The sequence below is a fragment of the Hohaiivirga grylli genome, from assembly GCF_039655745.1.
GTDB classification, from domain to species: domain Bacteria; phylum Pseudomonadota; class Alphaproteobacteria; order Rhizobiales; family Beijerinckiaceae; genus Hohaiivirga; species Hohaiivirga grylli.
On sequence record NZ_JBBYXI010000001.1, the window covers coordinates 325,966 to 352,499 of the forward strand.

At 50.0% G+C, this 26,534-nt stretch carries 25 protein-coding genes; all 25 read right to left on the reverse strand.

The features are described from left to right. Positions 1-36 precede the first annotated feature (36 nt). Positions 37-2,784 carry a translation initiation factor IF-2 gene (gene infB, locus WJT86_RS01440; RefSeq protein WP_346335715.1) on the reverse strand — a complete coding sequence of 916 codons (2,748 nt, stop codon included), beginning with the start codon at positions 2,782-2,784 and terminating at the stop codon, positions 37-39. Beyond that, positions 2,777-3,493 (reverse strand): RNA-binding protein, encoded by a 717-nt coding sequence (locus tag WJT86_RS01445; protein WP_346335716.1) that lies wholly within the window; start codon positions 3,491-3,493, stop codon positions 2,777-2,779. Before WJT86_RS01445 ends, infB begins: the two co-directional genes overlap by 8 nt. A gap of 91 nt (positions 3,494-3,584) precedes the next feature. Further along, entirely contained in the window at positions 3,585-5,186 is a 1,602-nt protein-coding gene (gene nusA / locus WJT86_RS01450) for a transcription termination factor NusA (protein WP_346335717.1), read from the reverse strand. Positions 5,187-5,245: 59 nt separating this feature from the next. Beyond that, the gene (rimP, locus tag WJT86_RS01455; protein ID WP_346335718.1) at positions 5,246-5,857 is read right to left on the reverse strand and encodes a ribosome maturation factor RimP; all 612 of its coding nucleotides are present in this window, start codon (positions 5,855-5,857) and stop codon (positions 5,246-5,248) included. A 153-nt stretch (positions 5,858-6,010) separates the two neighbouring features. After that, the gene (locus tag WJT86_RS01460) at positions 6,011-6,703 is read right to left on the reverse strand and encodes an aspartate/glutamate racemase family protein (protein ID WP_346335719.1); all 693 of its coding nucleotides are present in this window, start codon (positions 6,701-6,703) and stop codon (positions 6,011-6,013) included. Next, entirely contained in the window at positions 6,700-7,551 is an 852-nt protein-coding gene (locus tag WJT86_RS01465; RefSeq protein WP_346335720.1) for a class I SAM-dependent methyltransferase, read from the reverse strand. The genes WJT86_RS01460 and WJT86_RS01465 overlap by 4 nt, the downstream gene beginning before the upstream one ends. A 297-nt stretch (positions 7,552-7,848) precedes the next feature. After that, entirely contained in the window at positions 7,849-8,529 is a 681-nt protein-coding gene (gene trmB, locus WJT86_RS01470; protein ID WP_346335721.1) for a tRNA (guanine(46)-N(7))-methyltransferase TrmB, read from the reverse strand. Positions 8,530-8,619: 90 nt separating this feature from the next. Continuing rightward, positions 8,620-9,798, reverse strand: coding sequence for a methionine adenosyltransferase (gene metK / locus WJT86_RS01475; RefSeq protein ID WP_346335722.1), 1,179 nt, complete (start codon positions 9,796-9,798; stop codon positions 8,620-8,622). A gap of 144 nt (positions 9,799-9,942) precedes the next feature. Beyond that, positions 9,943-11,535, reverse strand: coding sequence for an apolipoprotein N-acyltransferase (gene lnt / locus WJT86_RS01480; protein ID WP_346335723.1), 1,593 nt, complete (start codon positions 11,533-11,535; stop codon positions 9,943-9,945). 9 nt (positions 11,536-11,544) lie between these two features. Beyond that, entirely contained in the window at positions 11,545-12,549 is a 1,005-nt protein-coding gene (locus WJT86_RS01485; protein ID WP_346335724.1) for a hemolysin family protein, read from the reverse strand. 64 nt (positions 12,550-12,613) lie between these two features. Beyond that, a complete protein-coding gene (ybeY, locus tag WJT86_RS01490) occupies positions 12,614-13,099 on the reverse strand; it encodes an rRNA maturation RNase YbeY (RefSeq protein WP_407066888.1) in 486 nt (161 codons plus the stop codon). Then, positions 13,086-14,198, reverse strand: coding sequence for a PhoH family protein (locus WJT86_RS01495; protein WP_407066889.1), 1,113 nt, complete (start codon positions 14,196-14,198; stop codon positions 13,086-13,088). Before WJT86_RS01495 ends, ybeY begins: the two co-directional genes overlap by 14 nt. Before the next feature lie 66 nt (positions 14,199-14,264). After that, positions 14,265-15,614, reverse strand: a complete 1,350-nt coding sequence (gene miaB, locus WJT86_RS01500) for a tRNA (N6-isopentenyl adenosine(37)-C2)-methylthiotransferase MiaB (protein ID WP_346336270.1) — start codon at positions 15,612-15,614, stop codon at positions 14,265-14,267. A gap of 129 nt (positions 15,615-15,743) precedes the next feature. Further along, complete coding sequence (locus WJT86_RS01505; protein WP_346335725.1) at positions 15,744-16,526, reverse strand: lysophospholipid acyltransferase family protein; 783 nt, start codon at positions 16,524-16,526, stop codon at positions 15,744-15,746. Continuing rightward, positions 16,526-16,996 (reverse strand): Fur family transcriptional regulator, encoded by a 471-nt coding sequence (locus WJT86_RS01510; RefSeq protein ID WP_346335726.1) that lies wholly within the window; start codon positions 16,994-16,996, stop codon positions 16,526-16,528. Before WJT86_RS01510 ends, WJT86_RS01505 begins: the two co-directional genes overlap by 1 nt. 80 nt (positions 16,997-17,076) lie before the next feature. After that, entirely contained in the window at positions 17,077-17,580 is a 504-nt protein-coding gene (locus WJT86_RS01515; protein ID WP_346335727.1) for a GNAT family N-acetyltransferase, read from the reverse strand. After that, positions 17,577-18,260 (reverse strand): tRNA (adenosine(37)-N6)-threonylcarbamoyltransferase complex dimerization subunit type 1 TsaB, encoded by a 684-nt coding sequence (gene tsaB, locus WJT86_RS01520; protein WP_346335728.1) that lies wholly within the window; start codon positions 18,258-18,260, stop codon positions 17,577-17,579. The genes WJT86_RS01515 and tsaB overlap by 4 nt, the downstream gene beginning before the upstream one ends. A 166-nt stretch (positions 18,261-18,426) precedes the next feature. Continuing rightward, on the reverse strand, positions 18,427-18,987 hold the full coding sequence (locus WJT86_RS01525) for a NifU family protein (RefSeq protein WP_346335729.1): 561 nt from the start codon (positions 18,985-18,987) through the stop codon (positions 18,427-18,429). 121 nt (positions 18,988-19,108) lie between these two features. Continuing rightward, entirely contained in the window at positions 19,109-19,600 is a 492-nt protein-coding gene (locus tag WJT86_RS01530; RefSeq protein ID WP_346335730.1) for a universal stress protein, read from the reverse strand. A 112-nt stretch (positions 19,601-19,712) separates the two neighbouring features. After that, positions 19,713-20,759, reverse strand: coding sequence for a tryptophan--tRNA ligase (trpS, locus tag WJT86_RS01535; protein WP_346335731.1), 1,047 nt, complete (start codon positions 20,757-20,759; stop codon positions 19,713-19,715). Positions 20,760-20,866: 107 nt separating this feature from the next. Next, on the reverse strand, positions 20,867-22,414 hold the full coding sequence (gene murJ / locus WJT86_RS01540) for a murein biosynthesis integral membrane protein MurJ (protein WP_346335732.1): 1,548 nt from the start codon (positions 22,412-22,414) through the stop codon (positions 20,867-20,869). Between the two features lie 45 nt (positions 22,415-22,459). After that, the gene (locus WJT86_RS01545; RefSeq protein WP_346335733.1) at positions 22,460-23,098 is read right to left on the reverse strand and encodes a thioredoxin domain-containing protein; all 639 of its coding nucleotides are present in this window, start codon (positions 23,096-23,098) and stop codon (positions 22,460-22,462) included. 369 nt (positions 23,099-23,467) lie between these two features. Further along, entirely contained in the window at positions 23,468-24,259 is a 792-nt protein-coding gene (fabI, locus tag WJT86_RS01550) for an enoyl-ACP reductase FabI (protein WP_346336271.1), read from the reverse strand. A gap of 209 nt (positions 24,260-24,468) precedes the next feature. Next, positions 24,469-25,695: a beta-ketoacyl-ACP synthase I gene (gene fabB, locus WJT86_RS01555; RefSeq protein WP_346335734.1), complete on the reverse strand. Its 1,227-nt coding sequence runs from the start codon at positions 25,693-25,695 to the stop codon at positions 24,469-24,471. 169 nt (positions 25,696-25,864) lie between these two features. Then, entirely contained in the window at positions 25,865-26,368 is a 504-nt protein-coding gene (fabA, locus tag WJT86_RS01560; protein ID WP_346335735.1) for a 3-hydroxyacyl-[acyl-carrier-protein] dehydratase FabA, read from the reverse strand. Between the last annotated feature and the right edge of the window lie 166 nt (positions 26,369-26,534).

A 26,534-nucleotide genomic window follows, 5' to 3' on the forward strand; every position in this document is an offset into this window, starting at 1 on the left:
GGCTCTGCCCTGATACTTATTGGTACAGGCGGTCGCTTAGAGCGACCGCTTGATTTCTTCGACGCGATAGCACTCGATGAAGTCGCCCTGACGGACATCCTGATAGTTTTCGAAGGACATACCGCATTCCTGACCCGAGGTGACCTCACGAGCATCATCCTTGAAGCGCTTGAGCTGTGAGAGCTTGCCTTCGTGGATAACGACGCTGTCGCGGATGAGGCGGACATGGGCGCCGCGCTGGACAACACCGTCAATGACGCGGCAACCGGCAACCTTACCGACTTTCGAGACATTGAAGACTTCAAGAACCTGAGCTTCACCAAGACGTTCTTCGCGAAGGGTAGGTGCCAGAAGGCCGGACATTGCTGCCTTCACATCATCAACGAGATCGTAAATGATGTTGTAGTAGCGGATTTCGACGCCAGCACGTTCAGCTGCTTCACGGGCTTCCTTGTGCGCACGGACGTTAAAGCCGAGGATGATTGCATTGGAAGCTTCTGCAAGTGTCACGTCAGATTCGGTGATACCACCAACAGCTGTGTGAATGATGCGTGCCGAGACTTCTTCGTTGCCAAGTTTGATAAGAGCGGATTCGATTGCTTCCGCAGAACCCTGCACGTCTGCTTTGATCAGCAGCGGGAATTCCTTGCGACCTGCACCTTCCTTGATTTCGCGCATCATATCGACGAGCGAACGACCAGAGGATGACAGACGGGCGGCCTGGCGGTCGCGCTTCTGACGGGTGCGGTACTCGGTAATTTCACGGGCACGGGCTTCTGATTCAACAACGGCAACGCGGTCACCGGCTTCTGGTGTGCCGTTAAAGCCGAGAATCTCAACCGGAACGGATGGGCCAGCTTCCTTAACCTGATCACCCTTGTCGCTGATGAGGGCGCGAACACGACCCCATTCAGAACCGGCAACAGCGATATCACCTGTACGCAGCGTACCGCGCTGAACAAGTACTGTTGCAACCGGGCCGCGACCGCGATCAAGCTTGGCTTCGATAACCGTACCTTCAGCAGCACGCTCAGGATTGGCCTTGAGCTGAAGGATTTCAGCCTGCAGGGTCAAGCCTTCAAGCAGGGTATCAAGACCCTGTCGTGTCTTGGCCGAAATTTCGAATTCCAGTGTGTCGCCACCCATGGATTCAACAACAACCTCATGGCTGAGGAGTTCGGTGCGAACCCGATCCGGATTGGCTTCCGGCTTGTCGATCTTGTTGATGGCAACGATGATTGGAACACCGGCAGCCTTAGCGTGGCTGATGGCTTCAATCGTCTGAGGCATGACGCCGTCATCAGCAGCCACAACCAGAACAACGATATCGGTAACACCGGCACCACGGGCACGCATGGCTGTAAAGGCGGCGTGGCCTGGGGTATCGATGAAGGTGATCTTGCCACCAAGAGGTGATGTGATCTGGTACGCACCAATGTGCTGGGTGATACCACCGGCTTCGCCAGACACGATATTTGTCTTGCGCAGCGCATCAAGCAATGACGTCTTACCATGGTCAACGTGACCCATGATGGTGACAACTGGTGGACGGGCCACAAGTGTATCATCAGCATCAGGCGTATCAAACAGACCATCTTCAACGTCAGATTCAGCAACACGCTTAACGGTGTGGCCGAGTTCTTCCGCGACGAGCTGGGCCGTATCTGCATCAATCACGTCAGTGATCTTGTGCATTTCACCCTGCTTCATCAGGAACTTGATAACATCAACGCCACGTTCAGCCATACGGTTTGCCAGTTCCTGAATGGTGATTGTTTCAGGAATGGTGACTTCACGTGAAAGCTTTTCTTTTGGCTCCTGCTGGCCTCTGCCCATCATCTTCTGCTGACGGCGGCGGAAAGCAGCCACAGAACGTGTGCGCTCTTCACCCTCATTGAGAGCATTTGTGACAGTCAGGCGGCCACGACGGCGATCTTCACCCGGGCTCTTTGGAACCTTGACTGGCATGGTGAGCTTGCCCGGTGTACGTGCATTACGACCGGATTCATCATCATCTGCCAGAGTACGGACAGCCGCACTACGTGGTGGTGTCGATGGTTTAGCAGCAGGTTTTGCTGCAGGCTTCGGCTGGCTCTTGGCTGGTTCCGGTTCTTTCGGAGCAGCAGGGCGGGCCAGATGGTCGAGGCTCATTGGGCGACGTTCATCACGTCCACCACGACGGGCAGCATCAGCAGACTGCACGACAGATGGGCCACCCGTCTTTTCAGGTGCCGATGCCTTAACAGGCTCTGGTTTCTTTTCAGCAACAGCAGGCTTCTCAGCAGCTTCAACAGGCTTTGCTGTTTCAGCAGGCTTGGCAGCCTCAGAAGCTTTTGCAGCTTCTGCAGCGGCACGGGCCTGCTCTTCTTCTTCACGCTTCTTGGCATCTGCAGCAGCTTTTTCGCGCTGAACCTGCTCTTCGCGTTCAAGGCGCTGACGCTCTTCTTCCTGCTTCTTGGCATCTGCCAGAGCAGCAAGACGTGCATCACGCTCATGATCAGAAAGGCTACCAGTGGCAGCGTTATCTGCAGGGCGTTTGGCCTGTTTTACAGGAGCTGGAGCAGCCTGTGTCTGTTGTACAACTGGCTTTTCGTCCTTCGGTGCAGCAGCAGGTGCACTGCCCGGACCGATGACACGACGCTTCTTTGTCTCAACCACAACTGCCTTGGAACGGCCGTGGGAGAAGCTTTGACGAACGACACCCTGTTCGACAGGGCGCTTCATGGTCAGCGTCTTGGGGGACACATGTAAAGTTTTGTCACCCGGGTTTTTCGTATCACTCATTCCGCTCAGATCCTGGGGGTTGAATCAATCCCATTTCCATCTCCGTTGAGAGATGGTCGTTTTCAGCTTCGCTGCCATGATAATCATGATAGCGATGCCAGCATTTCAAGAAGCCGTCACTTCCAGCACCTTGAACAAGCGCTGCATGTATTACATGAGTACGGCCTAAAGCCAAATCGAGCTCATCACTTGTCAGGAGATCAGCAACCGGAATGGCCTTCATGTCATCTCCGAAGCACCGATAAAGTGCCTGAGACAACTTGCGACGCCCGTCCGGCGCAGCATCCTGCGCATGAATGAGAGCCACAATATCCCGTTTTGTAATCGTTGCTTCCACCTTGGCGGAACCGTTGATTACGCATCCAGCTTTATTAGCGAGAGAGAGCGCCTGACGTAAGTCCTGACGCAAAATCCCGTCAATAAGGTCATCCAGTGACGCTTCTGCCTTGGCTTCAGCTCTGAATGCTTTTGGAAACAGTTTCCTGTCTATAGCCTGACGAACAATGTTTTTATTCGCCTTAACCCAGACCCCTCGACCGGGAAGCTTGCGCTTCAGATCAGGAGTGACGGTATTATCCGGTGCCAGTACAAAGCGGATAAGCTTTTCAGGAGGAAGAGTCTCCCGCGTGACAATACATGTCCGCTCACTTACCTTACCATGTGCCTTATCCGGAAAAGCCACAGTCTGTTCCTTGTTTCCTTCTAACATTAAACCCACCCTTTCCGCCACTGTTAAGCCGGAAAAACCGGGTTTTTATTGCACGGTACCCTGTTTGAGCAGGCTATCCGTGCAAATATTCTCACTTCTCGGAAGCTTCTTCTTCAGAAACTTCTGTCTCTTCTTCAGCAACTGGAAGAGCATCAATCCAGCCAGCCTTGAGGCGAGCGGACATGATCATGTTCTCGGCAATAGCCTTGGAAACACCAAAGCCTTCCAGAGCGCCCTTGTAGTGAACGGCTTCTGGGCCCTTGCCTTCAGTCCAGCCGGTCAGATCATCGGTTGCACAACCGGCAAGATCTTCAACGTTCTTAATGTCATTTTCACCGAGAGCAACGAGCATAGGTGTTGTAATGCCGTCGATTTCACGCAGATCATCCTGAACACCAAGTTCAAGACGACGAGCTTCCTGCTCAGCTTCAACACGGGAAAGGTACTCATGTGAACGGGACTGGATTTCTCCAGCCATATCACCATCAAAACCTTCGATAGATGTCAGCTCAGATGGATCGACATAGGCGATTTCTTCAACGTTGCGGAAACCTTCAGAAGCAAGAAGCTGGCCGACAACTTCATCGACGTTCAGGGCTTTCATGAAGAGTTCTGTACGTTCAGCAAACTCTTTCTGACGGCGGGCTGATTCGTCGGTTTCTGTCAGAATGTCGATGTCCCAGCCTGTCAGCTGTGAGGCAAGACGAACGTTCTGACCACGACGGCCGATTGCCAGCGACAGCTGATCATCAGGGACAATCACTTCGATGCGCTCAGATTCCTCGTCGAGAACAACCTTGACGACTTCAGCAGGCTGCAAGGCGTTAACAATGAATGTTGCATCATCGACAGACCATGGAATGATGTCGATCTTTTCACCCTGAAGTTCCTGAACAATTGCCTGAACACGGGAACCACGCATACCAACGCAGGCACCGACAGGATCAATTGAGGAATCGCGGGATGTTACGGCGATCTTGGCACGGGAGCCGGGATCACGGGCGACAGCCTTGATCTCGACGATACCGTCATAGATTTCCGGCACCTCTGCTGTGAACAGCTTGGTCATAAACTGCGGATGTGTGCGTGACAGGAAAATCTGAGGCCCACGGACTTCGCGACGAACATCGAACAGGTAGGAGCGAACGCGATCACCCGGACGGAATGTTTCACGAGGAATCAGTTCATCACGACGGATAACGGCTTCGCCGCGACCAAGGTCAACAATAACGTTGCCATATTCGACGCGCTTGACGGTACCGTTGATGATTTCACCGATACGATCCTTGAATTCCTGATACTGGCGATCACGCTCAGCGTCACGGACTTTCTGGACGATAACCTGCTTGGCAGACTGGGCGGCGATACGGCCGAAGTCAAACGGAGGCAGAGTTTCAGAGATGCTATCGCCAATCTGGGCAGCCGGATTACGACGGCGGGCTTCTTCAAGTGTCAGCTCGCGTGCGTCGTTCTCAACGTCTTCAACAACCAGTAGGTGACGTGAAAGCTTCAGTTCACCGGTCTTTGGGTGAATTTCTGCGCGAACATCCGTTTCTGCGCCGTAACGCGAACGGGCTGCCTTGCTGATGGCATCAGCCATAGCATTGAGCACGATCTGTTTGTCGATGTTCTTCTCACGGGCGACCGCATCTGCGATCTGCAAGAGTTCAAGCCTGTTGGCGCTGATGGCCATCGGAATACTCCTTGTTTGGTCCAAGCTCTAAAGTTCTAGCCTGCCAGATAACTGGCAGATTAGTGACTGGTTTTATTCTCGTCCGGTGCTTCCTGCATATCGACGAGGCTATCCTCATCAACCTGCTGTGGTGCAGTACCACGGCGAAGCGATTCCCGGATCAGTTCATCTGTCAGCACCAAATGGGCATCACGGATGGACGTCATAGGAATTTTGGCAAGACTTTCCTCGTCGGCTTTCACATCAGGTAATTCGACAAGGGCGAGGCCGTCTTCGGTCCCGCGAATGAAACCGCGAAAACGTTTACGTCCATCAAGAGGCAGTTCGAGCTCTATCTTGACATCATGACCCGTCCAGCGATCAAAATCCCCCGGGCGAACCAGAGGACGATCAATGCCTGGTGAGGAAACCTCAAGATAGTAGGCACGTTCAATCGGATCTTCGACATCGAGGATCGGAGAGATTGTTTTTGAAACTTCTTCGCAGTCGTCAACCGACATGGTGCCATCAGGCCGTTCAGCCATGATCTGAACCGTACAGCCGTTGGTACCATTTACTTTGACGCGTACGAGACGAAAGCCGAGGTCTTCAATGGCCGGTTCAATAATAGCAGCCACACGTGCTGCAGCACCGGTTTCCTGAAAGAAGCGCTTTTCGGACAAGTCTGTCATTGACCACCCAGATAACCGGACCCAACATTGGATCAGGTAATAAAAAAGAGCGGGACCGGAGGACCCACTCTCACAACCGCAGCTAACACTGCAACTAGAGTTAATAGATGTCTTATAGCTACTTTCCCGCCAAAAGGCAAGAAGTTTATCCCGTCAGGAGAGTGCGAAATTAACGGCCGCTTCGGCATGAAGAGAGGTTGTGTCGAAAACCGGGAGATCTGTATCCTTCTGGCTGATCAGAAGGCCGATTTCCGTGCATCCGAGAATGACGCTGTCGGCACCCTGCTTTCTGAGAAGCTCGATCTGTTTCAGGTAGGCGGCCTTGGAGGTATCCTTGATAAGGCCCTTGCAAAGTTCATCATAGATGATTTCATGAATGATCTGACGCCCGGCTTCATCAGGAATGATGGCTTCAATTCCATATTTTTCAGTCAGACGCTCCTTGTAGAAATCCTGTTCCATCGTAAAGCGGGTACCCAGAAGGGCCGGTCGTTTCAGTTGGGCTGCTTTGATGGCTTCGCCTGTTGCATCAGCAATATGGATTAGTGGGATAGAGAGGGATGCCTCAATAATATCTGCCAGCTTGTGCATTGTGTTTGTGCAGATCATGAGAGCTTCTGCGCCTGCTTCTTCAAGCTGGCCGGCAATGGTGATCAGGGCTTCCGCTGCCGCATCCCACTGACCGGTATGCTGCAGTCTGGCAATGCGTTCAAAATCAACCGACCATAGAATAAGCTCAGCCGAGTGCAAATGACCAAGGCGTTCCCGGACCATTTCATTGAGCAGACGATAATAGGTTGTCGTACTTTCCCAGCTCATACCGCCGATCAGGCCGAGTGTTCTCATGGGTTTTCCTTCCCTTTTCTGCAATGGAAAACCTGTAGCTTTCCATTGAACTCATCTCCGGCAGGCCATTCTTCCACCAGCATGTGCTGTGGGAAAAAATCTGCCTCTTTCAGAAGGCTTATGTACTCTTCCTGAGTGTAGGCCTGCATAAAAGAAGCATAGTGCTGTATCTTGGAAGTTGAAGCATCAATGATAAAATATCTCGAAAGAGCACTGGCATTCTCACTATTCCAGACATTTTCCTGCAGGCACAGATGTGGATTGGTGGAAAATAACCCGCTTTGATATCTTTGCCATGTGGCCGAGGCCGCTCCGATAGCTTCAACAGCTTCGTATGTATGAGCTTCGAGAATGAATAGACCATCATCGCGAAGCATATCAGAACAGTTTTTCAGGATGCCCTGAGCATCCTGTCTGGTGAATACGTTGAATTCACCGAAGGTCATGATGATACAGTCAAAAATCTTGTCGCTTTTATAGTCCCGGATATCTCCTAGGATATATTCAGCATTTAACCCATCATTTCGTGCCTTTGTTTGGGCATACTCAATAGATGCTGGTGAGAAATCCACGCCAACACAAGAGTGCCCTGCTTCTGCCAGTGCATGAGTATACAATCCTGGCCCGCAACCCATATCCAGAATATGGGAAGCCGGTTGTAGATGTGATGAAATCCAAGTTGTATGTTGGGAAATAATGTCTTTTCGTCGACTGGCCCAGTTATGTTCTTGGGCCAGATGATTTTCAAGCATTCTATGGCTGAAATCAGGATCATTCCATGGAATTTTTGCTCCCACTTCATTTCCTGTTTCATCTTTATCCCATGCTATCAGATCAATAAAATTCATATTATTCTCCGCTTAGCAGGGTAAAGAATTGGGCTTTAGACGAGCCCTTGCAATCCTTTATTACTTTTTCTTCTTCCGGCGACTTATAATCCAAGCGCCAATGACGCATCCGATAATGATACCAACAATCTGCGCAAGACTCATTTTAGGCCCCTGTTATTCTAATAATGAATAGATCATACATATATGTAATATGTATTTTTCAATAAATGGCTCTATTGAGCTGAAGAATTTCTGTCAATGATTGAGATGTACAAATAAAAACATTGATCTTATTCTGCATATGTAATGTTGGTATCATATGCGTTCAAAGGTCATATAGCTTGGAACGCGTCCTTCACGTATCGCTTTTGCTTCATAACGCGTACCTGGCCAGTTAGCCCATGGCTTGCGCCAGTCGTCTGGACGTTCGGCTGTCCAGCGGAACTGGGATGAGCGCATGATACGGGCCAGCCCCCAGCCTGCATAATTATCAATGTCGGTTGCAAAGCGGAATTGTCCACCTTTGACCAGAAGCCGGGCGATCATCTCAAGGGTCTGGTCAGAGATAAAGCGGCGCTTCCTTTGAGGGCGTTTGGGCCATGGATCGGGATAAAGCAGATAAATGGTCTGGAATGATGCCTCTGGTAACAGTGGCAGAAGCTCTGTTGCATCACGCTCCCAGACGCGAATATTGTCGAGCTTTTCGTTATCAACCACAACCAGCAGCTTAGCCATACCATTGATGAATGGCTCGCAGCCAATAATCCCGACGTCAGGGTTTTCACGGGCGCGATGCGCCAGATGCTCGCCACCACCAAAACCGATTTCAATCCAGAGCTCTTTCATGGGCCGATCAAATATCTTGTCTGGGCCAAGCTCCGGGTTCACACGCAGTTGGGGCAAGAGATCATTGATGGAGGCTTCCTGACCGCTACGCAGCTTTTTGCCTTTGACACGGCCAAAGAATGCTCGGTTACGGTCTGGGTCTTGGGTCATGATACAGTTATGCCTGAATAAAAGAGAGCGGGATTGCTCCCGCTCCGATAACGCAAAATGCGTGAAATGCAAAATCAGATGATCTGATTTTTAGGCAAGCGCTGATTTCAGCGTGGCTGCCAGATCAGTACGTTCCCAAGAGAAACCGCCATCATCCTGAGGCTTGCGGCCAAAGTGACCATACGCAGCCGTGCGTGCGTAGATTGGACGGTTCAGCTGAAGATGTGTGCGGATACCACGTGGTGTCAGATCCATGATCTCAAGCAGAGCCTGCTCCAGCTTGCCTTCATCAACATTGCCTGTGCCATGCAGATCAGCATAGATGGAAAGAGGCTTTGCAACACCAATGGCGTAAGAAAGTTGAAGTGTGCAGCGGGAAGCAAGGCCAGCAGCAACAACGTTCTTGGCGAGGTAGCGTGCAGCATAGGCTGCGGAACGGTCAACCTTTGTTGGGTCTTTACCAGAGAAAGCACCACCGCCGTGAGGAGCTGCGCCACCGTAAGTATCAACGATGATCTTACGACCTGTCAGGCCACAGTCACCATCGGGGCCACCAATGACGAACTTGCCGGTTGGGTTGACGTGCCAGACGGTTTCATCAGAGACCCAGCCAGCTGGCAGAGTATTGCGGATAAATGGCTCAACAATCTTATAAATATCATCAGACGTGAGCTTTTCATCAAGGTGCTGTGTGGAGAGAACGATCTGGGTTGCTGCAACCGGCTTGTCGTTTTCATAACGCAGAGTGACCTGACTCTTGGCATCAGGGCCAAGAACGCCAGCACCGTCTTTGCCGCTCTTACGGGCAGCCGCAAGAACTTCAAGGATTTGGTGGGAATAGTAAATTGGAGCTGGCATCAGCTCTGGTGTTTCCGTGCAGGCATAACCGAACATGATACCTTGGTCACCAGCGCCTTCGTCCTTGTTGCCAGCAGCGTCAACGCCCTGTGCAATATCTGCGGACTGGGCGTGAAGGAGAACTTCAACATCAGCCGTGCGCCAGTGGAAACCCTCCTGCTCGTAGCCGATATCACGGACAGCTTCACGGGCCATGCCAATGATATCGTCCTTTGTGATGGAATCAGGGCCGCGAACCTCGCCAGCAATCACAAGACGGTTTGTCGTTGCCAGTGTTTCACAGGCGACGCGGGCTTCTGGCATGGCGCCAAGATAAGCGTCAACAACTGTATCTGAAATCCGGTCACAGACTTTGTCCGGATGACCTTCGGATACAGATTCACTGGTGAAAAGATAGCTGGATCTCCGCACGGGATAGTTCCTTTAAAAGATAAAACAAGTGCCACTCATGGCTTCTGGCTGACCTCAATGCCACTTTTCGGCACTGCTGGTCAAGATGAAAAGACGAACGCGTTCTTAAAAGAGAACATTTCGATTGAACTAAGGGAATTGATTCTATGCTGTTTTGCGGCGGTAGTAGAGGCCGAGCAGGAAAATGAAAATTCCTATTATCAGCGTTGGTATCTGTCCAAGACGGTTGAAAAAGGTTTGTTCTTCAAGGGGTAGGGGGAGCTCTGAATCAAGGACCTCAACATGATTGAGTCTGGTCATCTTCAGAATACGCCCATAAGGATCAATCACGCCTGAAATACCGGAGTTTGCTGTTCGCACAAGGCTCAAACCTTCTTCCACACTACGCAGGCGGGCTTGTGCAAAATGCTGATAGGGGCCGGGGCTATCTCCAAACCATGCATCATTTGTAACATTGATAATGACACCCGGACGTGCGCCACTTTGTGGGAGAATCTCTCCAGGAAAGATTGCTTCATAACAGATATTTGCCGCAACAGGCGGTAAACCACTGACAGAAAATGGAGCCCGTTTTTCCGCGGGCGTGAAACCGCCCGGAATACTGACAAACTGTTTCAGACCCGTCATACGTAAGAGGCTTTTGGCGAAGGCAGGTTCGTATTCGCCGAAAGGAACCAGATGAGATTTGTCATAGGTGTCCCGGATAATGCCGTTGCTATCGACAGTCTGGATGGCATTGAAGAACTGGTAAGCCTGCTCGCCCGGTAGAGGTGGGATCATTCGTGCCGCACCTGTAATAAGCGACGCATTTCCATTTTTCGACAGCATGGTGCCGATACGGTTCAGAGCCTCTATCTGGCGATGCAGGATAAAGGGGAAGGCAGATTCCGGCCAGATATAATGGGTTGGCTTTTCCTCAGGTAAAGCTTCCGTGCTCAACTCAATGTAGTTTTCGAGAATCGCTTCACTATTTGATGAGTTAAAGTTCTCATCTTGCTGGATATTCGGCTGAACAATCCGAAGTCGGACATTCACAAATGTTGGTTGAGGTTCCTCAGGAATACGCGAATACCCCAAACCAGAAAGGCCTGCCAAAACAACAAGGGCAAAACAACTTGTGAGGAGCCTGGCAGATTTATCCAACAAAGTTGCAGGTGCCGACCCGATGAAAATGGTGAGGAGTGTCAGGCCATAAAGTCCGATATAGGCGGCGGCCTGCATGAAATAGAGATGATTACCTAAAGCCATCCCTATGACATTCCAGGGGAAGCCTGTCAGCAAAGTGCCGCGTAACCACTCGAATAAGGTTATGACCGCTGTAAAAACAAGAATACGTGACCAATGTGTTGACCACATGAAGCTGAGAATAACGAATGCCAGTGCAGTGTAAATTGCCAGAACAGCCGGTAGACCAATGACGCCGAAAGGCATGGCCCATGCAAATTGGTCAGCCTCAACCAGAAAGGCTTTTCCAAGCCACCAAAGGCCAGCTGTAAAATAGCCAAATCCCCAGAACCAGCCTAAGAGTGCGGCCTGTCTGATTTTCTGCTTTTTGGGAAGATTTTGGCTTTGCTGGTAAAACCGATCCAGCATGAGAACTGGCGGCATCAGTAAAGTAAAGATAGCAAGCCAGAATGCAAATGGCTGCATAGCCAGAGCGCCTGATGCTCCCGAGACGGCTAACATCAGTCGACCGGCCCAGCTGAGGGGATTAAAAAGGCGCTCTGCTTTTTTCATAAAACCCGCTTAGTGCTTAGTTTCCGTATCCAGACTTTCTGTCTCTGATACTTCTGGTTCGGGCTCTCTGCGTGAAATTCTGATGCGTTTGACACGACGAGGATCCGCATCAAGAATTTCAAACTCAAGATGGTCAGGGCCCGGAATTAACTCGCCTCTGGAAGGAACACGGCCGGAAAGGGTAACGATAAAGCCACCGATTGTGTCGACGTCTTCAGCTTCTTCAGTGCTATCAAGATCGAAATTAATCGCCTCTGATACCTCTTCGAGACTGGCGCGGGCATCGGCAATAAAGCTGCCGTTACCGCTTGTGGTGATCATGCTCAATGGCACATCATCGTGCTCGTCTTCGATATCTCCGACAACGGATTCAACCAGATCTTCAAGTGCAACGAGTCCATCTGTTCCGCCGTACTCATCAATCACCAGTGCCAGATGGGTACGGGTTGACTGCATACGGACCAGAAGATCAACAGCAGGCATGGATGGCGGTACGAACAGGACAGGCCGTAAAATCTTTGCATCACCCAGAGGCACAGACAGATCAACCTTGCCCAGATCAAGGGTATCAGTGTCTTCCTCTTCCACAGCTTCTTTGACAGTGTAACCGCCAAGGAAGGCAAGGAAGTCGCGGATATGGATCATTCCTTTAGGGTCATCAAGATTCTCGTCATAAACGGGAAAGCGAGAATGACCAGCCGTCTGAAACAGCCTGAAAATTTCGGCCAAAGTTGTGTCAGTTGAAACAGCAACAATATCGGCTCTCGGGACCATCAGGTCATCAACGCGAATGCGGTGGAACCCGAGGACATTCTTAAGCATCGCCTTTTCCTGAGGCGAAAACCCGTCATCTTCGCTTGTCGTTTCCGACAAGGCGTCCTCTAATTCATCGCGAATGGATTCGCGCCCTTTGAGGCGCAGATACTGCATAAAACGATTATACCAATGCTCTCGCTCGTCAGGCTCTTCGGCTTGAGGAGAGGAGGGTTCGTCACGACTTCGATCTTCGTTCATAGCTCGTTGATTTAAAAAACCTTACGGTTCGGGTCTGCAACATTGCAAAAATATCGCCATCTGATCAAGCGGATATTTCAGTATCCTTGTAAGGATCATCTATGCCAAGGGTGGCAAGGGCTTCTATTTCAAGGCTTTCCATCTCAACAGCCTCTTCTTCTTCAATATGGTCATAACCCAGAAGATGCAAAGTTCCGTGTATAATGAGATGGGTGGCGTGGTTAATCAGGCTCTTTTCTTCTTCCTGAGCTTCACGCTGACATGTTTCAAAAGCAAGGATGATATCACCGAGAAGCTCCGGCCCCGGCATTCCAGGTGGATGTTCTGCCGGAAAGGAGAGCACATTGGTAGCTTTGTCCTTATCCCGCCAATCGGCATTTAACGTGCGAATGGTTGCGTCATCTGCAAATAGAAAGCTGATGGAGACAGGTTTTTCCGGCGGGCCGCCCGTCACCTCAAAGGCAGCGCTGACCGCTTTCAGGGTCAGCGCTTCAATATCCCCAAGGGTATTCCATTCGGCTGTCTCTATGGACAGATCAAGTGCGATCACGGGTACGGCTTCTTTCCAGATAACGTTCGGTATTTTCGAGACGGGATTGCTGCTCTTTCCCGTCCTTGTCATAGGCAGAGACAATTTTGCGGACAAGATCGTGGCGGACAACATCCTGATCCGAGAAGGTGACATGGCCAATGCCTTCCACACCATCAAGAATACGCGATGCTTCAATCAATCCGGATTTTTGTCCGGCTGGCAAATCAATCTGGGTCGGGTCACCATTGATGATCATACGTGATCCTTCACCAAGACGGGTGAGGAACATTTTCATCTGCATGGAAGTCGTGTTCTGGGCTTCATCAAGCAGGACGACAGCATTGCTGAGTGTGCGGCCGCGCATGAAGGCAAGAGGTGCAACCTCGATAACACCAGCCTGTAATCCACGCTCGACATGACGCGCTTCCATGAAATCATAAAGTGCATCGTAGATCGGGCGCAGATAGGGGTCGATTTTTTCACGCATATCGCCGGGCAGGAAGCCCAGACGCTCGCCTGCTTCTACTGCAGGGCGTGAGAGAATAAGACGCTCAACAAGGCCCTGTTCCAGCAAAGAAACAGCAAAACCAACAGCAAGCCATGTCTTACCTGTACCAGCTGGCCCTTCCGAAAAGACCAGTTCATTATCACGAAGGGCCTGAATATAGGCACTTTGGGCGGCATTCCGCGCGCGGATTGCACCACGTTTGCGGGTTACAATCTGTTCAAACCCGCTGGTATTAGCTGCCTGATCATCAGGCTCTTTCTTTCGGGTGGATGGAAATAGAGAGCCCTGTGCTTCTATTTCATGCACGGCTCCATCAACATCCCCAAGTGTAATAGCTGTCATATGGCGGGCCCGGTCATAAAGACTTTCAAGAACACTGCGGGCTTTATTGATCGCCTCTGAAGCACCGCGAAGAATAACATGATTACCATTGGCATTGGCCTTGATATCAAGACGCTGTTCCAGATGAGCGAGATTCTGGTCATAATGTCCAAAAACGAGACTTGCTAAGCGATTATCGCTGAATGTCAGACTGACTTCGGATACATCCTGAAAAGGGTTTCTCTGGAGTGAATTCTTGTTGCCTGATGACATTGGGCTCAAGGGCATTCTCCCGTTTCGAGCCGGATAGGCAGACGTATGATCCGGCTCTGGTGCTGCGCAACATATACGCCGTTATTTTATATCTGATGACAAAATTTCACCTGACAAGGAGTTGGTGCTCTTATCCAATATGCGAATAGGGACGATATCGCCAACCTGATGGTGCGTACTGTTGAAGTGAACCGCCTGCAGATAAGGAGATTTTCCGCCCATCTGGCCGTCATGGCGACCCGGTTTTTCGATGAGCACGTCAATTGTGCGGCCAATCATTTTTGAATTGAAATCCTGACGCTGCTCTTCAAGCAGATGCTGAAGTGTGATCAGACGCTCTGATTTCAGTTCCTCTGACAGCTGTCCATCCATTTCTGCGGCCGGTGTACCTGGCCGGGCGCTGTACTTAAATGAGAAGGAACTGGCAAAGCCGACATCCGCAACAAGTTTCATTGTCTCTTTGAATTCAGCATCTGTTTCACCGGGAAAACCGACGATAAAGTCAGAAGACAGGGCAATATCAGGCCGAATGGTGCGCATACGCTCAATCAGTTTGCAATATTCTGCTGCTGTATGCTTGCGGTTCATGGCATCAAGAATGCGGTCTGAGCCGGATTGTATTGGCAGGTGGAGGTAAGGCATCACAGCGTCAATATCCCTGTGTGCCTCGAACAGATCATCATCCATATCGCGTGGATGGCTTGTCATATAACGGATGCGTTTAATGCCGGGGACGGCTGCAATCAGGTGCAGCAGCCTGCCCATGGAGACAATGCCGCCTTTACCATCTTCGCCGTGATAGGCATTGACGTTCTGGCCGATCAGGGTCAGTTCACGTACACCGGCATCAGCCAGGCGGTGGGCATCTTCGAGAATTTTCGCAACAGGACGGGAAATTTCGACGCCGCGGGTATAAGGCACAACGCAGAATGTACAGAACTTGTCGCAGCCTTCCTGAATTGTCAGAAATGCTGAAACGCCGCGTGCAATGGTACGTTCTCTTGGCGGGACGGGAAGCTGTTCGAACTTTTCTTCAGTTTCAAACTCAGTTTCAACAACACGTTCGCCTTTTTTCCGGCGCAGAAGTTCTGGCAGGTGATGGTAGCTTTGTGGGCCGACAACGACGTCCACGGCAGGAGCGCGCCGTGTCAGCTCTTTACCTTCAGCCTGCGCGACACAGCCGGCAACAACAACCTTGAGGTCTTTACCTTCAGCCTCACGTTCATTCTTCATCGTCCGTAAGCGGCCAAGTTCAGAATACACTTTGTCGGCAGCTTTCTCGCGAATATGGCAGGTGTTCAGGATAATCAGGTCAGCATCTTCCTGACTGGATGTTTCCTGATAACCCTCGGCCTGGAGAATGTCTGTCATGCGCTCGGCATCATAGACATTCATCTGACAGCCGTATGATTTGATGAAAGCTTTCTTCACTGTACTCATGACCTATTAGTTCGGCATCAATGATAATTATCTGAATGAATAGCGGCAAATCGTATAAAATGCGACTGATAAAAGAAAAACTATTCAAGCTGCAAGCTTGGTTTCAGACGCAATATGCATTTACGCACCTAATACCTGCTGAATTGTGCGCTCAACATCACTGGTAATGGCTTTACGATCAAAATCGGAACCAAGAGGGATAGCATCTCCCCAGAAGACAGTGACATCTAAGCTGCCTTCACACAGGAAGGCCCACAGATGAGGAGCGAGATCCATATCGCCGTACCAGGCAATCTTGGGCCGATCCCGCCGTGTCAGAGGAAGACCATTTCGCTTTTGATAAGAGATTGCGAGCGGTTTGATTTGAACACGTGGGGCTGTCTGTTTCTTGGTATCATCCAGCATTGCGGCATGTGCTGCCCCGATCAGCGATGAGCGGAAAGGCAACAGGCGCACACCATCCCCGGTTGTCCCTTCTGCAAACAGTACAATTGCATCACCATTGCTTAACCGATCGGCAATTTCACTATTGGTTTCGGCCGTGGCCCGTTTGCGTTGACGGTCAATAAAAATGGAGTTCTGCATTTTGGCGAGAAATCCAAAGATCGGCCAGTTGGCGATTTCTGATTTTGCAATGAATGATAGTGGCTGAAGCGAGCTGATGACAACAATATCAAGCCATGAGACATGATTGCTGATAATCAGTGTTGGCGTTGATCCGGGTGCATCACCAACAGTGTGAATGCGTATATCCAGAATATACCGCGCTATGCGATGGACGATTGTCGGGATAATGCTTGCAGGCTTCAGCTTGAAGAACCTGCAGATGATCTGGAAAGGTGCAGCAATAATTATAACAAGAAAAATTGCTATCAGTTTAAGGCTGCCGCGTAGGGTATTCATCAATTGTTGCTGCTTTCACCATCAAGAGGTGTCGCATACAGCTCAAGCCGATGTGAAACGAGTTTGAAGCCGAGCTTTCGGGCAATCTTGTTATACAGCTTATCAAGTTCCTTGGATCGGAACTCAATGAAATCACCGGTGTCCAGATTGACCAGATGATCATGTGGCTGTTCTGTTGTCGGCTCATAGCGGGCTGGACCTTCGTTAAGGTCTATCCGGTCAATGATACCTTCCTTGTTCAGGACACGCAGAATTCTGTAAACGGTTGAAAGGGAAATCTTCTCGTCGATCAAAGCTGCGCGACGGTGAAGTTCAAAAACATCCGGGTGATCATCAGCACTATCGAGGATGGACGCAATCGTCACCCGTGGACCCGTCATACGTAATCCCTTTTCCCGGCAGGCCTGCTCAATCTTGCCCGGAATATGTGTACGCGTAACAGGTGTTAATGCTTGCTGCGATGTGCTCATCGACGTTTAGCCTCTCTGTTTAGAGGTGTTATAACCGCCGTAACCATTGTTCGTCTATTCTTGCTCTCGAAAAAATAATGTCAAAGAGTGAGACTCATTGTCAGGGCTGTGGTGCGGCTGCCATCTGGCTGGGCATAGTACCCTCTTCTGCGTCCGGTAACTTCAAACCCTTTTTTCTCATAGAGTTTAATGGCTGCAAGATTGTTTTCATCCACTTCGAGGTGGACAATACGAACACCAATCTGCGCCAGTGTCTCAAGATGCTTCTTGAGCAGGGGGCTCGAGAGTTTCTGGCCCCGCAGGCCGGGAGACATGGCAACAGTCAGAATTTCTGCTTCATCGAGAATTTTCCGTGACAGAATAAAACCGGAGGGTTTTTTTGCTTTGGCAAGAAAAAGGCCGTCACAGAAGCAGTTTTTATCAGACAGGAGGCGCTCAAATTCGTTCTCTGACCAGCCATGAACGAATGAGGCTCCATGGATTTCTGCAATAGTTTCTGCCTGTTCGGAATGAACCTCTTCAATACGTATGTTTTGCGACGTATTGCGATGAAGCAGTTTTGAAAATCTGGATGACAGGGTCATTGCCGTGCTAGTTTCGCATGGTCCTGTGGTTGAGCATCCGGGTTCCGGAGGTAAAGCGGGCGGGGCATGGCCTGTGCTGGATCGGCAATGGCGCCGAGCTGGGCAACCCAGGCGATATCAGGTGCCACGATCGGGTCAACTGAGAGAATTTCAATACCCTGTGAGGCTGCGATCGCAGCAAGAAGCGGAGCACCTGAACCAACCAGAATGGCAGGTCCAGCACCGATCTGACGCATGGCATCGCGGGTATTCATGAAAGAAGGCGCAACAATTGGGCGCCCGCTTGCTGAGACAGCCTGGAAATAAAGATGGCCATGTCTGGCATCAACGGCAGCTGCAACAATTCCACGATTCTGGGCGCTGATCAGTGGGGCAAGCAAAGCAGAAAGCGTGGTCACACCAACAACCGGATGTTTTGAGGCAAGGCCAATGGCACGTGCTGCTGAAATACCGACACGTAAACCGGTATAGCTACCGGGCCCAACTGTTACGGCAATGCGGTTCAGGCTTTCAAAGCCACCTTGAACCTGTGACATAACGCGGTCAATCAGCGGCAAAAGCGCCTCAGCGTGTCCACGAACCATTTCAAGACTTTCGGATGCCAGCATTTGTCCAGTCTCGGTGTCCAGAACACCGGCTGCACAAGCTCCAAGAGCAGTGTCTATGGCGAGAACGCGCACCTTTTTCCTCCGGTTAGGAAAGCCCTGCTCTTTAGTCAGGCAGGTTTCCTCTCAACAATCAGCCTCATCCTGAAACGAATCAGGGCCAGAACTCGTTTTTAAGTTCTGGCCCCATCAAGCCTGTGAGCCCTGCTTTACGCAAGCCCTTTTTGCAATTTTTACCCGGTTAAACAGCTTCAACCGAGCTGACATCCGGCAGGTAATGCCGCAGAAGATTCTGTATTCCGTGCTTCAGGGTTGCTGTTGATGACGGGCAACCAGAGCAGGCGCCTTTCATAGAAAGATAGACAACGCCATCACGGAAACCACGGAAGGTGATATCGCCGCCATCTGATGCAACAGCGGGGCGGACACGCTCATCAAGCAGCTGCTTGATAGTTGTGACAACTTCAGTGTCCTGCTCATCAAAGAATTCTTCTTCTGGCTGTTCAGCTGCAATACCGGCCGCACTGATCAGGGGGGAACCTGACAGGAAAAATTCCATGATTGCCCCGAGAATAGCCGGTTTCAGATGCTGCCACTCACCATCTGATTTTGTGACGCTGATAAAATCATAGCCGTAAAAAATACCTGCAATGCCGGGAATGCTGAGGATACGACCTGCCAATGGTGAGTGTTCAGCTTCACTCAGATTCCGTGCTTCAAAAGTTCCCTGTTCGAGCACAATACGGCCGGGCAGGAATTTCAGCGTATCAGGATTTGGTGTAGTTTCTGTCTGGATAAACATTTTCAATACTCCGCGCTGGTTCAAGGCCAGCCGAGAAAAGGAATAGGCTTATAATAGCCATATGGGGTTTATTATTCGGTTTTGCGAGCAGCGCAAAGCTTATTTTCAAAAAGTACCGATTTCAGCCCGCCAAGGCATTGATTTCATCATCTGTCAGTGCGCCCGGTACGATGATGATGGGAATGGGGAATGTTGCAGCAAGTTTTGCAGCAATACTGGAGACAAGAGGCCCGGGCCCATCTTTATTCGTGCTGGCAGCCAGAACAAGGTAGGAAATGTCAGAATCTTCATGGATCAGTTTTGTGATTTCTTGTGAGGCATTGCCATGACGGATAAGAGTTTCCGCTTCAATACCAATCAGGTCTTTTGCAATTTGAGATGCTGTTTCAAGAAAGCTCTCTGCCTGTGCTTCTGCCTCAGCCTTGATTGCCTCACCCACGCCAATCCATTCAAAATCATCGGGTTGGGTGATAACACTGAGCATGCATAAATCTGAAGCTGTCCGCACGGCACGGCGTGCTGCAAAACGTATGGCCCGATCACTCTCTGGTGAGCCATCTACAATCACCAGAAATTTAGGCTTATGGCCGTGTTCGTATGCGCTTCTTTGCATGAGATGTACCGAAAACACTGTCGGACGAACAGCTCGTGGATGATATTAGGAATGAAAAAAGAGGAATTTCAAGTGAAATTCCTCTCTCAGAGTTCAGCTGATCAGCAATTGCTTATTTTGTATTGCGCAAGAGACCAACGATATCTTTGACACCATTCATGGTTTCTGTTGCCAGAACCCGTGCCTTGCCAGAACCTTCAGCCAGAACCTGATCAATATATGCCGTATCATCCATTAGACGGCGCATTTCAGAGGCAATCGGGGCCAGTTTATTGACTGCAACATCCGCCAGGGCACTTTTGAAGGTTGAGAACTGTGCACCGCCGAACTCTTTCAGCACGGCATCGATACTGGTATCTGTAAGAGTGGCATAAATGGACACAAGGTTTTCAGCTTCGGGACGTGTTTCAATACCCTTTGCTTCAGATGGAAGTGGCTCCGGGTCTGTTTTGGCTTTGCGGATTTTAGTTGCAATCGCATCCGCATCATCAGTCAGATTAATACGCGAATAATCAGATGGGTCAGATTTTGACATCTTCTTTGAACCATCGCGCAGAGACATGACGCGGGTAGCCGTTCCCTGAATAAGAGGTTCCGGAAGCGGGAAGAACATGTCACCAAAGCCCTGAGCCGCGATATCCTCAGCCCAGTCATTGTTGAACTTCTGCGCAATGTCGCGGGTCAGTTCAAGATGCTGCTTCTGGTCTTCGCCAACCGGGACATGGGTGGCGCGGTACACCAGAATGTCAGCAGCCATCAGGCTTGGATAAGCGAACAGTCCAACAGATGCGTTTTCACGATCCTTGCCGGCTTTATCCTTGAACTGGGTCATACGGCTCAGCCAGCCCATACGGGCAACGCAGTTGAAGACCCAGGCAAGTTCAGCGTGTTCAGGAACCTGACTCTGGTTGAAAATAATATGGTTTTTCGGGTCAATGCCTGTTGCAAGGAAAGCCGCCGTCACTTCGCGAATCTGGTGACGCAGTTCTTTGGGATCCTGGCGTTTGGCAGTGATTGCGTGCAGGTCAACAACGCAATAAACGCAATTATAACTGTTCTGGAGGGCGGCGAATTGGCGGATAGCGCCAAGATAGTTACCCAGATGAAGATTGCCGGTCGGTTGGACTCCGGAAAATACCAGCTCTTTGAACTGCGTCATTTTAATAAACCCGTTCCTGTCTAATTATCGATCCTGAGTTTGGACCCTCAGGGGTTGTTTCTCTTGCTAGATCATTTCAGCCGATGAGGAAATACTCTTTTTATTTTTCAGGTGTTGTTACCTTCGTGCTGTAACAACTCTCTGACGTTAGTGATTGAAAATGCCCGAAATAGCCAGGCCGCAAATATATAAATGCCAAGACCTGCGAAACACAAAATTGCTAAACCATAGGCCTTGTGAGGTGTAATCCATTGCTCAAGCAGAAAGAGCCCTGTCAGCATGAGGGCTGTAGCACCAAAAAAACTGATGGTTTTAAGATACAACCGACGATCAGGCTGCCATAGGCCCGAGATATGAAGTGTTGTTGCAAGAGCGACAAAATAGCAGAACATGCCAAAGGATGCGCCAATGGCAATACCTGCTGCACCAAGCCAGACGACACAGAATTTTGCAGCAATAAATGTTGCGATAAGGCTTGTTAAGCCAGATAGGAACGCCGCCTTCAGTTTACCGATTGCGAAAACAGAGCTTGTCAGGATTTTCGTGATAACGGCAAAGGGCAGAGAGAGGCTCAAGTAAAACAGCATTGCTGATGTTTCCAGACTGTCAGATGCCTCAAATACGCCCCTTTGAAATAAAACCCTGATAATCGGTGAGGCTAAATAAGCCAAAGCTGCCGCCGCTGGAATGGCAAAGAAAAGCGCATTTTCTAGAGCCCTGTTTTGTGTATGGAGGCTTGCAGATTTATCGTTGCGTGCATGCTGACGTGCCAGTTGTGGCAGAAGAACGATGCCGGCTGCTGCCGCAATAAAGCCGACAGGCAGCTGAAAAAGTCTGTCTGCGTAGTAATACCACGAGACAGCAGATGGTGTATGGGAGGCTACCTGCGCAGCAACAATTGGCAAAAGCTGAATGGTGCTGACAGCTGCCAGAATCGGAACTGCTGATTTCAGAAAATGCCGAAGCTTCTTTGAGTGCAGGATACTAGTAATGCGCCATAATGGATTACTGCTCATCAGGCCAGAATCACGGATGGTCAGGATCATGATCATCAGATGCAGCAAACCTGAGAAACCTGCAGCTAGCGCAATCCAGCTTCCACTTCGGGCCGGATTAAGATGAGACAGCTGTGATGCGATGACGGCAATAACAACGGTTAGATTGCAAATAAGGGGCGCAAGAGATGTTGCAACAACCTTTTTCTCAGCGTTTAGAATAGCCGCCAGAATAGCTGCGAGGCTGCTGCCAAAAACCAGAGGAAATATCAGTCTGAAATAAAAGACAGAGAGATCAAAGGTTTCTCCCTGTAGCCCGCCTGCCAGAATGCGCATGAATAGAGGCGCCGCCAGTGCTGCAATGGCGGTAACCAGAACAAGTAGGAAGCCCCAAAGAATACATGACTGACGGGCAAACAGATTAGCCTTTTCCGGACTCTCTGCTTTCAGTTTGATATAAAGCGGAATGAATGCCGGATTGAATCCGCCTTCACTGGCGATGCGGCGCAGGGCATTCGGTAACCTGAATGCGGCCAGGAATGCATCCGCAGCAACGCCTGCACCCAGAAACTGTGTCAGCAGGATATCCCGGACAAAGCCGAGAATACGAGACAGGGCAGCACAAAGAGAGACAATTAGGGTTGCGCGGGTTGGCGACATGATGGGCGCTTATAAAGCAAATTGCTCCAATGCCAAAGATGCAACCTAACCCTCACGCGCTTTCGCAATGATCTTGAGCTTTTCAGGCAGTGTGATGCCACCAGCATATGATGTATTACCCAGAATATAAGATGGCGTGACATTGATACCCAATGAGTTGCCAACCCGTAAGGCAGCTGTCATCTGATTGATGATTTTCTGGCTATTGGCAATTTCCAGAAGTTTCTCCTGATTGGCACCAAGTTTTACGGCTTCTGCAATGGCACGTTCACCATTGACTGTGCCTTTCAGTTTGAAAAGGGCAAGATGGAGTGGGAGATATTTATCTGATCCCATCAGTTCCCTGAAGGCCAGAGCAATCTTTGTTGCCTGAACGGATTCAGCGCCCAGAATAGCGAAATTGACTAAAATATAGGAGACTTCCGACTCTGCCTTGAGCAGAGCTTCGAGGTCATTGGCCGAGCGTTTACACCATGGGCAGTTATAATCAAAAAACTCCATCATGATGACATAGCCGTGAGGATGACCAAGTCTAACCAGCCCATCAAGCTCTTGTGCATCCTGAAACAGTTCAATTGGAACCATTTCGCCTTCAGGTGCGCTCTGAGCAACAACCTGCCCGGGAAGACCGACAACACCTGCACTGGCCATTGTCAAAAGAAGGGAGCGTCTGGACAGATTCATAATACCACCAAATGAAATTCTAAAATGAAGAAGGTACTTTCAGGAGATTTATGACGTAAATAGGTTCATGAAAGGTTGTGTTCCGCGTTTTCTTAAATTGGGCAAGGGATATTTTGAGAACAAAGAGCAAACAAAGAAAGGTTCTTTGAAATTCATATTTTCTGGAAATGACGGAGATGCTGTCTTTTTATGCACCATTATCCTACGGTTTTAGACAGGTTAATCACAGGTTGCAGACGACATAATACAAGAAATAGCCTTTTAAAATTAATAAGATAAGTTCTTTTTGCACAAAGCAGATATAAAATATCCACCGGTGTTGCCACCGATGGATAAATTTAAAACTCAACCGATGAATATGCTTGAACGTTAGACCGAAGTTTTAACTTCGTCAGGATGCGGCATGGAAATGATATTATAGCCAGCATCAACGTAATGCGTTTCACCCGTCACGCCGTTGGAAAGGTCTGACAGCAGATAAAGAGCTGAGCCGCCAATTTCTTCAATCAAGACATTCTTGCGCAGAGGGGAATGATCCTTCTGGAAGCTGAACATTGAACGAGCATCGGCAATACCGGCGCCGGCGAGTGTGCGAACCGGGCCTGCAGAGATGGCATTTACGCGGATATTGCGCGGGCCAAGGTCGGACGCGATGTAACGCATGGAAGCTTCAAGAGCAGCCTTGGCAACACCCATAACATTGTAATTTGGCATAACGCGAACTGAACCGCCGTATGTCAGTGTCAGGATTGAACCGCCATTTGGCATTAGCTGTGCAGCACGCTTTGAAATTTCCGTAAATGAGAAGCAGGAAATCACCATGGTACGTGTGAAGTTTTCACGGGTCGTGACGTCTACGTAAGAACCCTTGAGCTGTGATTTGTCAGAAAAGCCGATGGCATGGACAACAAAATCAAGGCTCCCCCAGCGCTTTTCAATTTCAGCAAAAAGCTGATCAACGGATTCAATGTCTTCAACATCGCATGGAACGATAAAGTTTGAGCCGAGTGATTCTGCCAGAGGTGTTACGCGGCGGCCCAGGGCCTCGCCCTGATAAGTGAATGCAAGCTCTGCGCCATGCTCTGCGAGCTTCTGAGCAATTCCCCATGCAATAGAGTGATCATTGGCAACCCCCATAATCAACCCGCGTTTGCCTTTCATCAAGCCGCCATTTCCGCTCACGTTTGTTCCCTCCATTTTTTTCCCAGCTCTAGCAATCTCTAGCAACAGAGCTGGCTATGCGCTTCCAAACCCACCCCGTTTCAGGTGGATGCTGAATGTGTAAAAAAACCTCAAAGCCCGCAGCTATAATCAAGACGCGGGCTCAGGTAGTGCTATGTTCCGCAAAAGCAGAAGACAGCGTTATTCTCTTAAGCTTCCAGACGCTTCATAACGATTGTGGCGTTGGTGCCGCCAAAGCCGAATGAGTTGGAAAGGACTGTTCCGATCTGGGCATTATCGACGCGCTTACGGATAATCGGCATATCTGCGAATTCCGGATCAAGCTCTTCGATATTGGCACTTTCACAGATGAAGTTGTTATTCATCATCAGAAGCGAATAGATGGCTTCCTGAACGCCTGTGGCACCGAGGGAGTGGCCGGTCAATGACTTTGTCGCTGCAATTGGCGGGCACTTGTTCTCATTGCCAAACACTTCGCGGATTGCACTAATTTCTGCAGAATCACCGACAGGTGTCGATGTAGCATGTGGATTGATATAATCGACAGGTGTCTTTACGTTCTGCAATGCCATGCGCATGCAGCGGACTGCACCTTCACCGGAAGGGGCAACCATGTCGTAACCGTCAGATGTTGCACCATAGCCGACAATCTCAGCCAGAATATTGGCACCACGGGCCTTGGCATGTTCCAGCTCTTCGAGAACCAGAACGCCGGCACCACCGGCAATAACGAAACCGTCACGGTTTTTGTCATAAGCACGAGAGGCTGTTGCAGGTGTGTCGTTGTACTTTGTCGACATCGCACCCATGGCATCGAACAGAGCTGAAAGTGACCAGTCAAGCTCTTCGCAGCCACCTGCAAACATCAGGTCCTGCTTGCCATACTGAATCATCTCATAGGCATTACCGATGCAGTGGTTCGATGTGGCGCAGGCTGAAGAAATAGAATAGTTGACGCCCTTGATCTTGAACCATGTTGCCAGTGTGGCAGAAGCGGTTGAAGACATGGCTTTTGGCACAGCAAACGGGCCAATACGCTTTGGACCTTTTGTGCGGGCAATCTCAGCAGCTTCAACGACCGTTTTTGTCGATGGTCCGCCAGAGCCCATAATAATGCCCGTGCGTTCGTTGGAGATTTCGCTCTCTTCAAGACCAGCCATAGCAATAGCCTGATCCATAGCAATATGGTTCCAGGCGGTGCCACCAGCATGGAAACGCATGGCGCGGCGGTCTATCAGGCTTTCAATATCGAGGCCGCGTGGTTCGCCGTGAACTTGGCAGCGGAAGCCATATTTTTCATATTCGTCGGCTTTAATAATGCCGGATTTAGCTTCACGCAGCGAGGCCAGTACCTCATCCGTGTTATTGCCGATGGAAGAAACAATTCCCATACCGGTGATAACGACGCGTCTCATATTACTCTCCTTTGACCCTACAGCGGTCTATGTCATGCTTGGCTGTATATGGTCTTTGTATTTTGCAATTACTAGACTGGCGTTTTTCCCAGTACAATAATTACAATGCTCTGGCATCAGAAAAAACTTATGCCAGAGCCATGTTGATTACTTTTGAGCCAAAATGGGATCAGTTTGTGAAAAGACCGACCCGCAGATCCTTGGCTTCATAAATACGCTTGCCATCAGCTTCGACCCAGCCATCAGCAATGCCGAGGACGAGCTTGGAGCGGAAGACGCGCTTCAGTTCAATGCCGTAAACAACCTTTTTGATGTTTGGCAGAACCTGATCGCTGAATTTAACTTCACCAACGCCGAGTGCACGGCCGCGGCCTGGTTCACCAAGCCAGCCAAGGTAGAAGCCAACCAGCTGCCAGAGTGCATCCACACCAAGGCAACCTGGCATTACTGGATCACCCTTGAAGTGGCACTGGAAGAACCACAGATCGGGATGTACGTCGAGCTCAGCACGAATCTGCCCTTTGCCGAATTCACCACCTTCTTCAGAAATCAAAGAAATGCGATCAAACATCAGCATAGGAGGCATGGGAAGCTGTGCATTGCCGGGACCGAATAATTCTCCGCGCCCGCATGCCAGAAGTTCTTCATATGAGTATTGCGACTGTCCGGCCATCCTGATTTCCGGTCCTTTCGTTGTTACAATAGCGTTTGGTACCAGCCCATAACAACTGAGCCATTACCATTTTTCGCACTGGTAGCATAGTGCAGCGTTGCTGACAAAGCCTCCAGTTCGGTTACTACCGTATTGTTTTTCATTTTTCTTATCTATCTTTAGAACA

Excerpts from the sequence above, each read along its gene's own strand:
- infB (WP_346335715.1), bottom strand. The coding sequence starts at position 2,784 with ATGAGTGATACGAAAAACCCGGGTGACAAAACTTTACATGTGTCCCCC.
- WJT86_RS01445 (WP_346335716.1), bottom strand. The coding sequence starts at position 3,493 with ATGTTAGAAGGAAACAAGGAACAGACTGTGGCTTTTCCGGATAAGGCA.
- nusA (WP_346335717.1), bottom strand. The coding sequence starts at position 5,186 with ATGGCCATCAGCGCCAACAGGCTTGAACTCTTGCAGATCGCAGATGCG.
- rimP (WP_346335718.1), bottom strand. The coding sequence starts at position 5,857 with ATGACAGACTTGTCCGAAAAGCGCTTCTTTCAGGAAACCGGTGCTGCA.
- WJT86_RS01460 (WP_346335719.1), bottom strand. The coding sequence starts at position 6,703 with ATGAGAACACTCGGCCTGATCGGCGGTATGAGCTGGGAAAGTACGACA.
- WJT86_RS01465 (WP_346335720.1), bottom strand. The coding sequence starts at position 7,551 with ATGAATTTTATTGATCTGATAGCATGGGATAAAGATGAAACAGGAAAT.
- trmB (WP_346335721.1), bottom strand. The coding sequence starts at position 8,529 with ATGACCCAAGACCCAGACCGTAACCGAGCATTCTTTGGCCGTGTCAAA.
- lnt (WP_346335723.1), bottom strand. The coding sequence starts at position 11,535 with ATGAAAAAAGCAGAGCGCCTTTTTAATCCCCTCAGCTGGGCCGGTCGA.
- WJT86_RS01485 (WP_346335724.1), bottom strand. The coding sequence starts at position 12,549 with ATGAACGAAGATCGAAGTCGTGACGAACCCTCCTCTCCTCAAGCCGAA.
- WJT86_RS01495 (WP_407066889.1), bottom strand. The coding sequence starts at position 14,198 with ATGCCCTTGAGCCCAATGTCATCAGGCAACAAGAATTCACTCCAGAGA.
- WJT86_RS01505 (WP_346335725.1), bottom strand. The coding sequence starts at position 16,526 with ATGAATACCCTACGCGGCAGCCTTAAACTGATAGCAATTTTTCTTGTT.
- WJT86_RS01510 (WP_346335726.1), bottom strand. The coding sequence starts at position 16,996 with ATGAGCACATCGCAGCAAGCATTAACACCTGTTACGCGTACACATATT.
- WJT86_RS01515 (WP_346335727.1), bottom strand. The coding sequence starts at position 17,580 with ATGACCCTGTCATCCAGATTTTCAAAACTGCTTCATCGCAATACGTCG.
- WJT86_RS01525 (WP_346335729.1), bottom strand. The coding sequence starts at position 18,987 with ATGTTTATCCAGACAGAAACTACACCAAATCCTGATACGCTGAAATTC.
- WJT86_RS01530 (WP_346335730.1), bottom strand. The coding sequence starts at position 19,600 with ATGCAAAGAAGCGCATACGAACACGGCCATAAGCCTAAATTTCTGGTG.
- trpS (WP_346335731.1), bottom strand. The coding sequence starts at position 20,759 with ATGACGCAGTTCAAAGAGCTGGTATTTTCCGGAGTCCAACCGACCGGC.
- murJ (WP_346335732.1), bottom strand. The coding sequence starts at position 22,414 with ATGTCGCCAACCCGCGCAACCCTAATTGTCTCTCTTTGTGCTGCCCTG.
- WJT86_RS01545 (WP_346335733.1), bottom strand. The coding sequence starts at position 23,098 with ATGAATCTGTCCAGACGCTCCCTTCTTTTGACAATGGCCAGTGCAGGT.
- fabI (WP_346336271.1), bottom strand. The coding sequence starts at position 24,259 with ATGAAAGGCAAACGCGGGTTGATTATGGGGGTTGCCAATGATCACTCT.
- fabB (WP_346335734.1), bottom strand. The coding sequence starts at position 25,695 with ATGAGACGCGTCGTTATCACCGGTATGGGAATTGTTTCTTCCATCGGC.
- fabA (WP_346335735.1), bottom strand. The coding sequence starts at position 26,368 with ATGGCCGGACAGTCGCAATACTCATATGAAGAACTTCTGGCATGCGGG.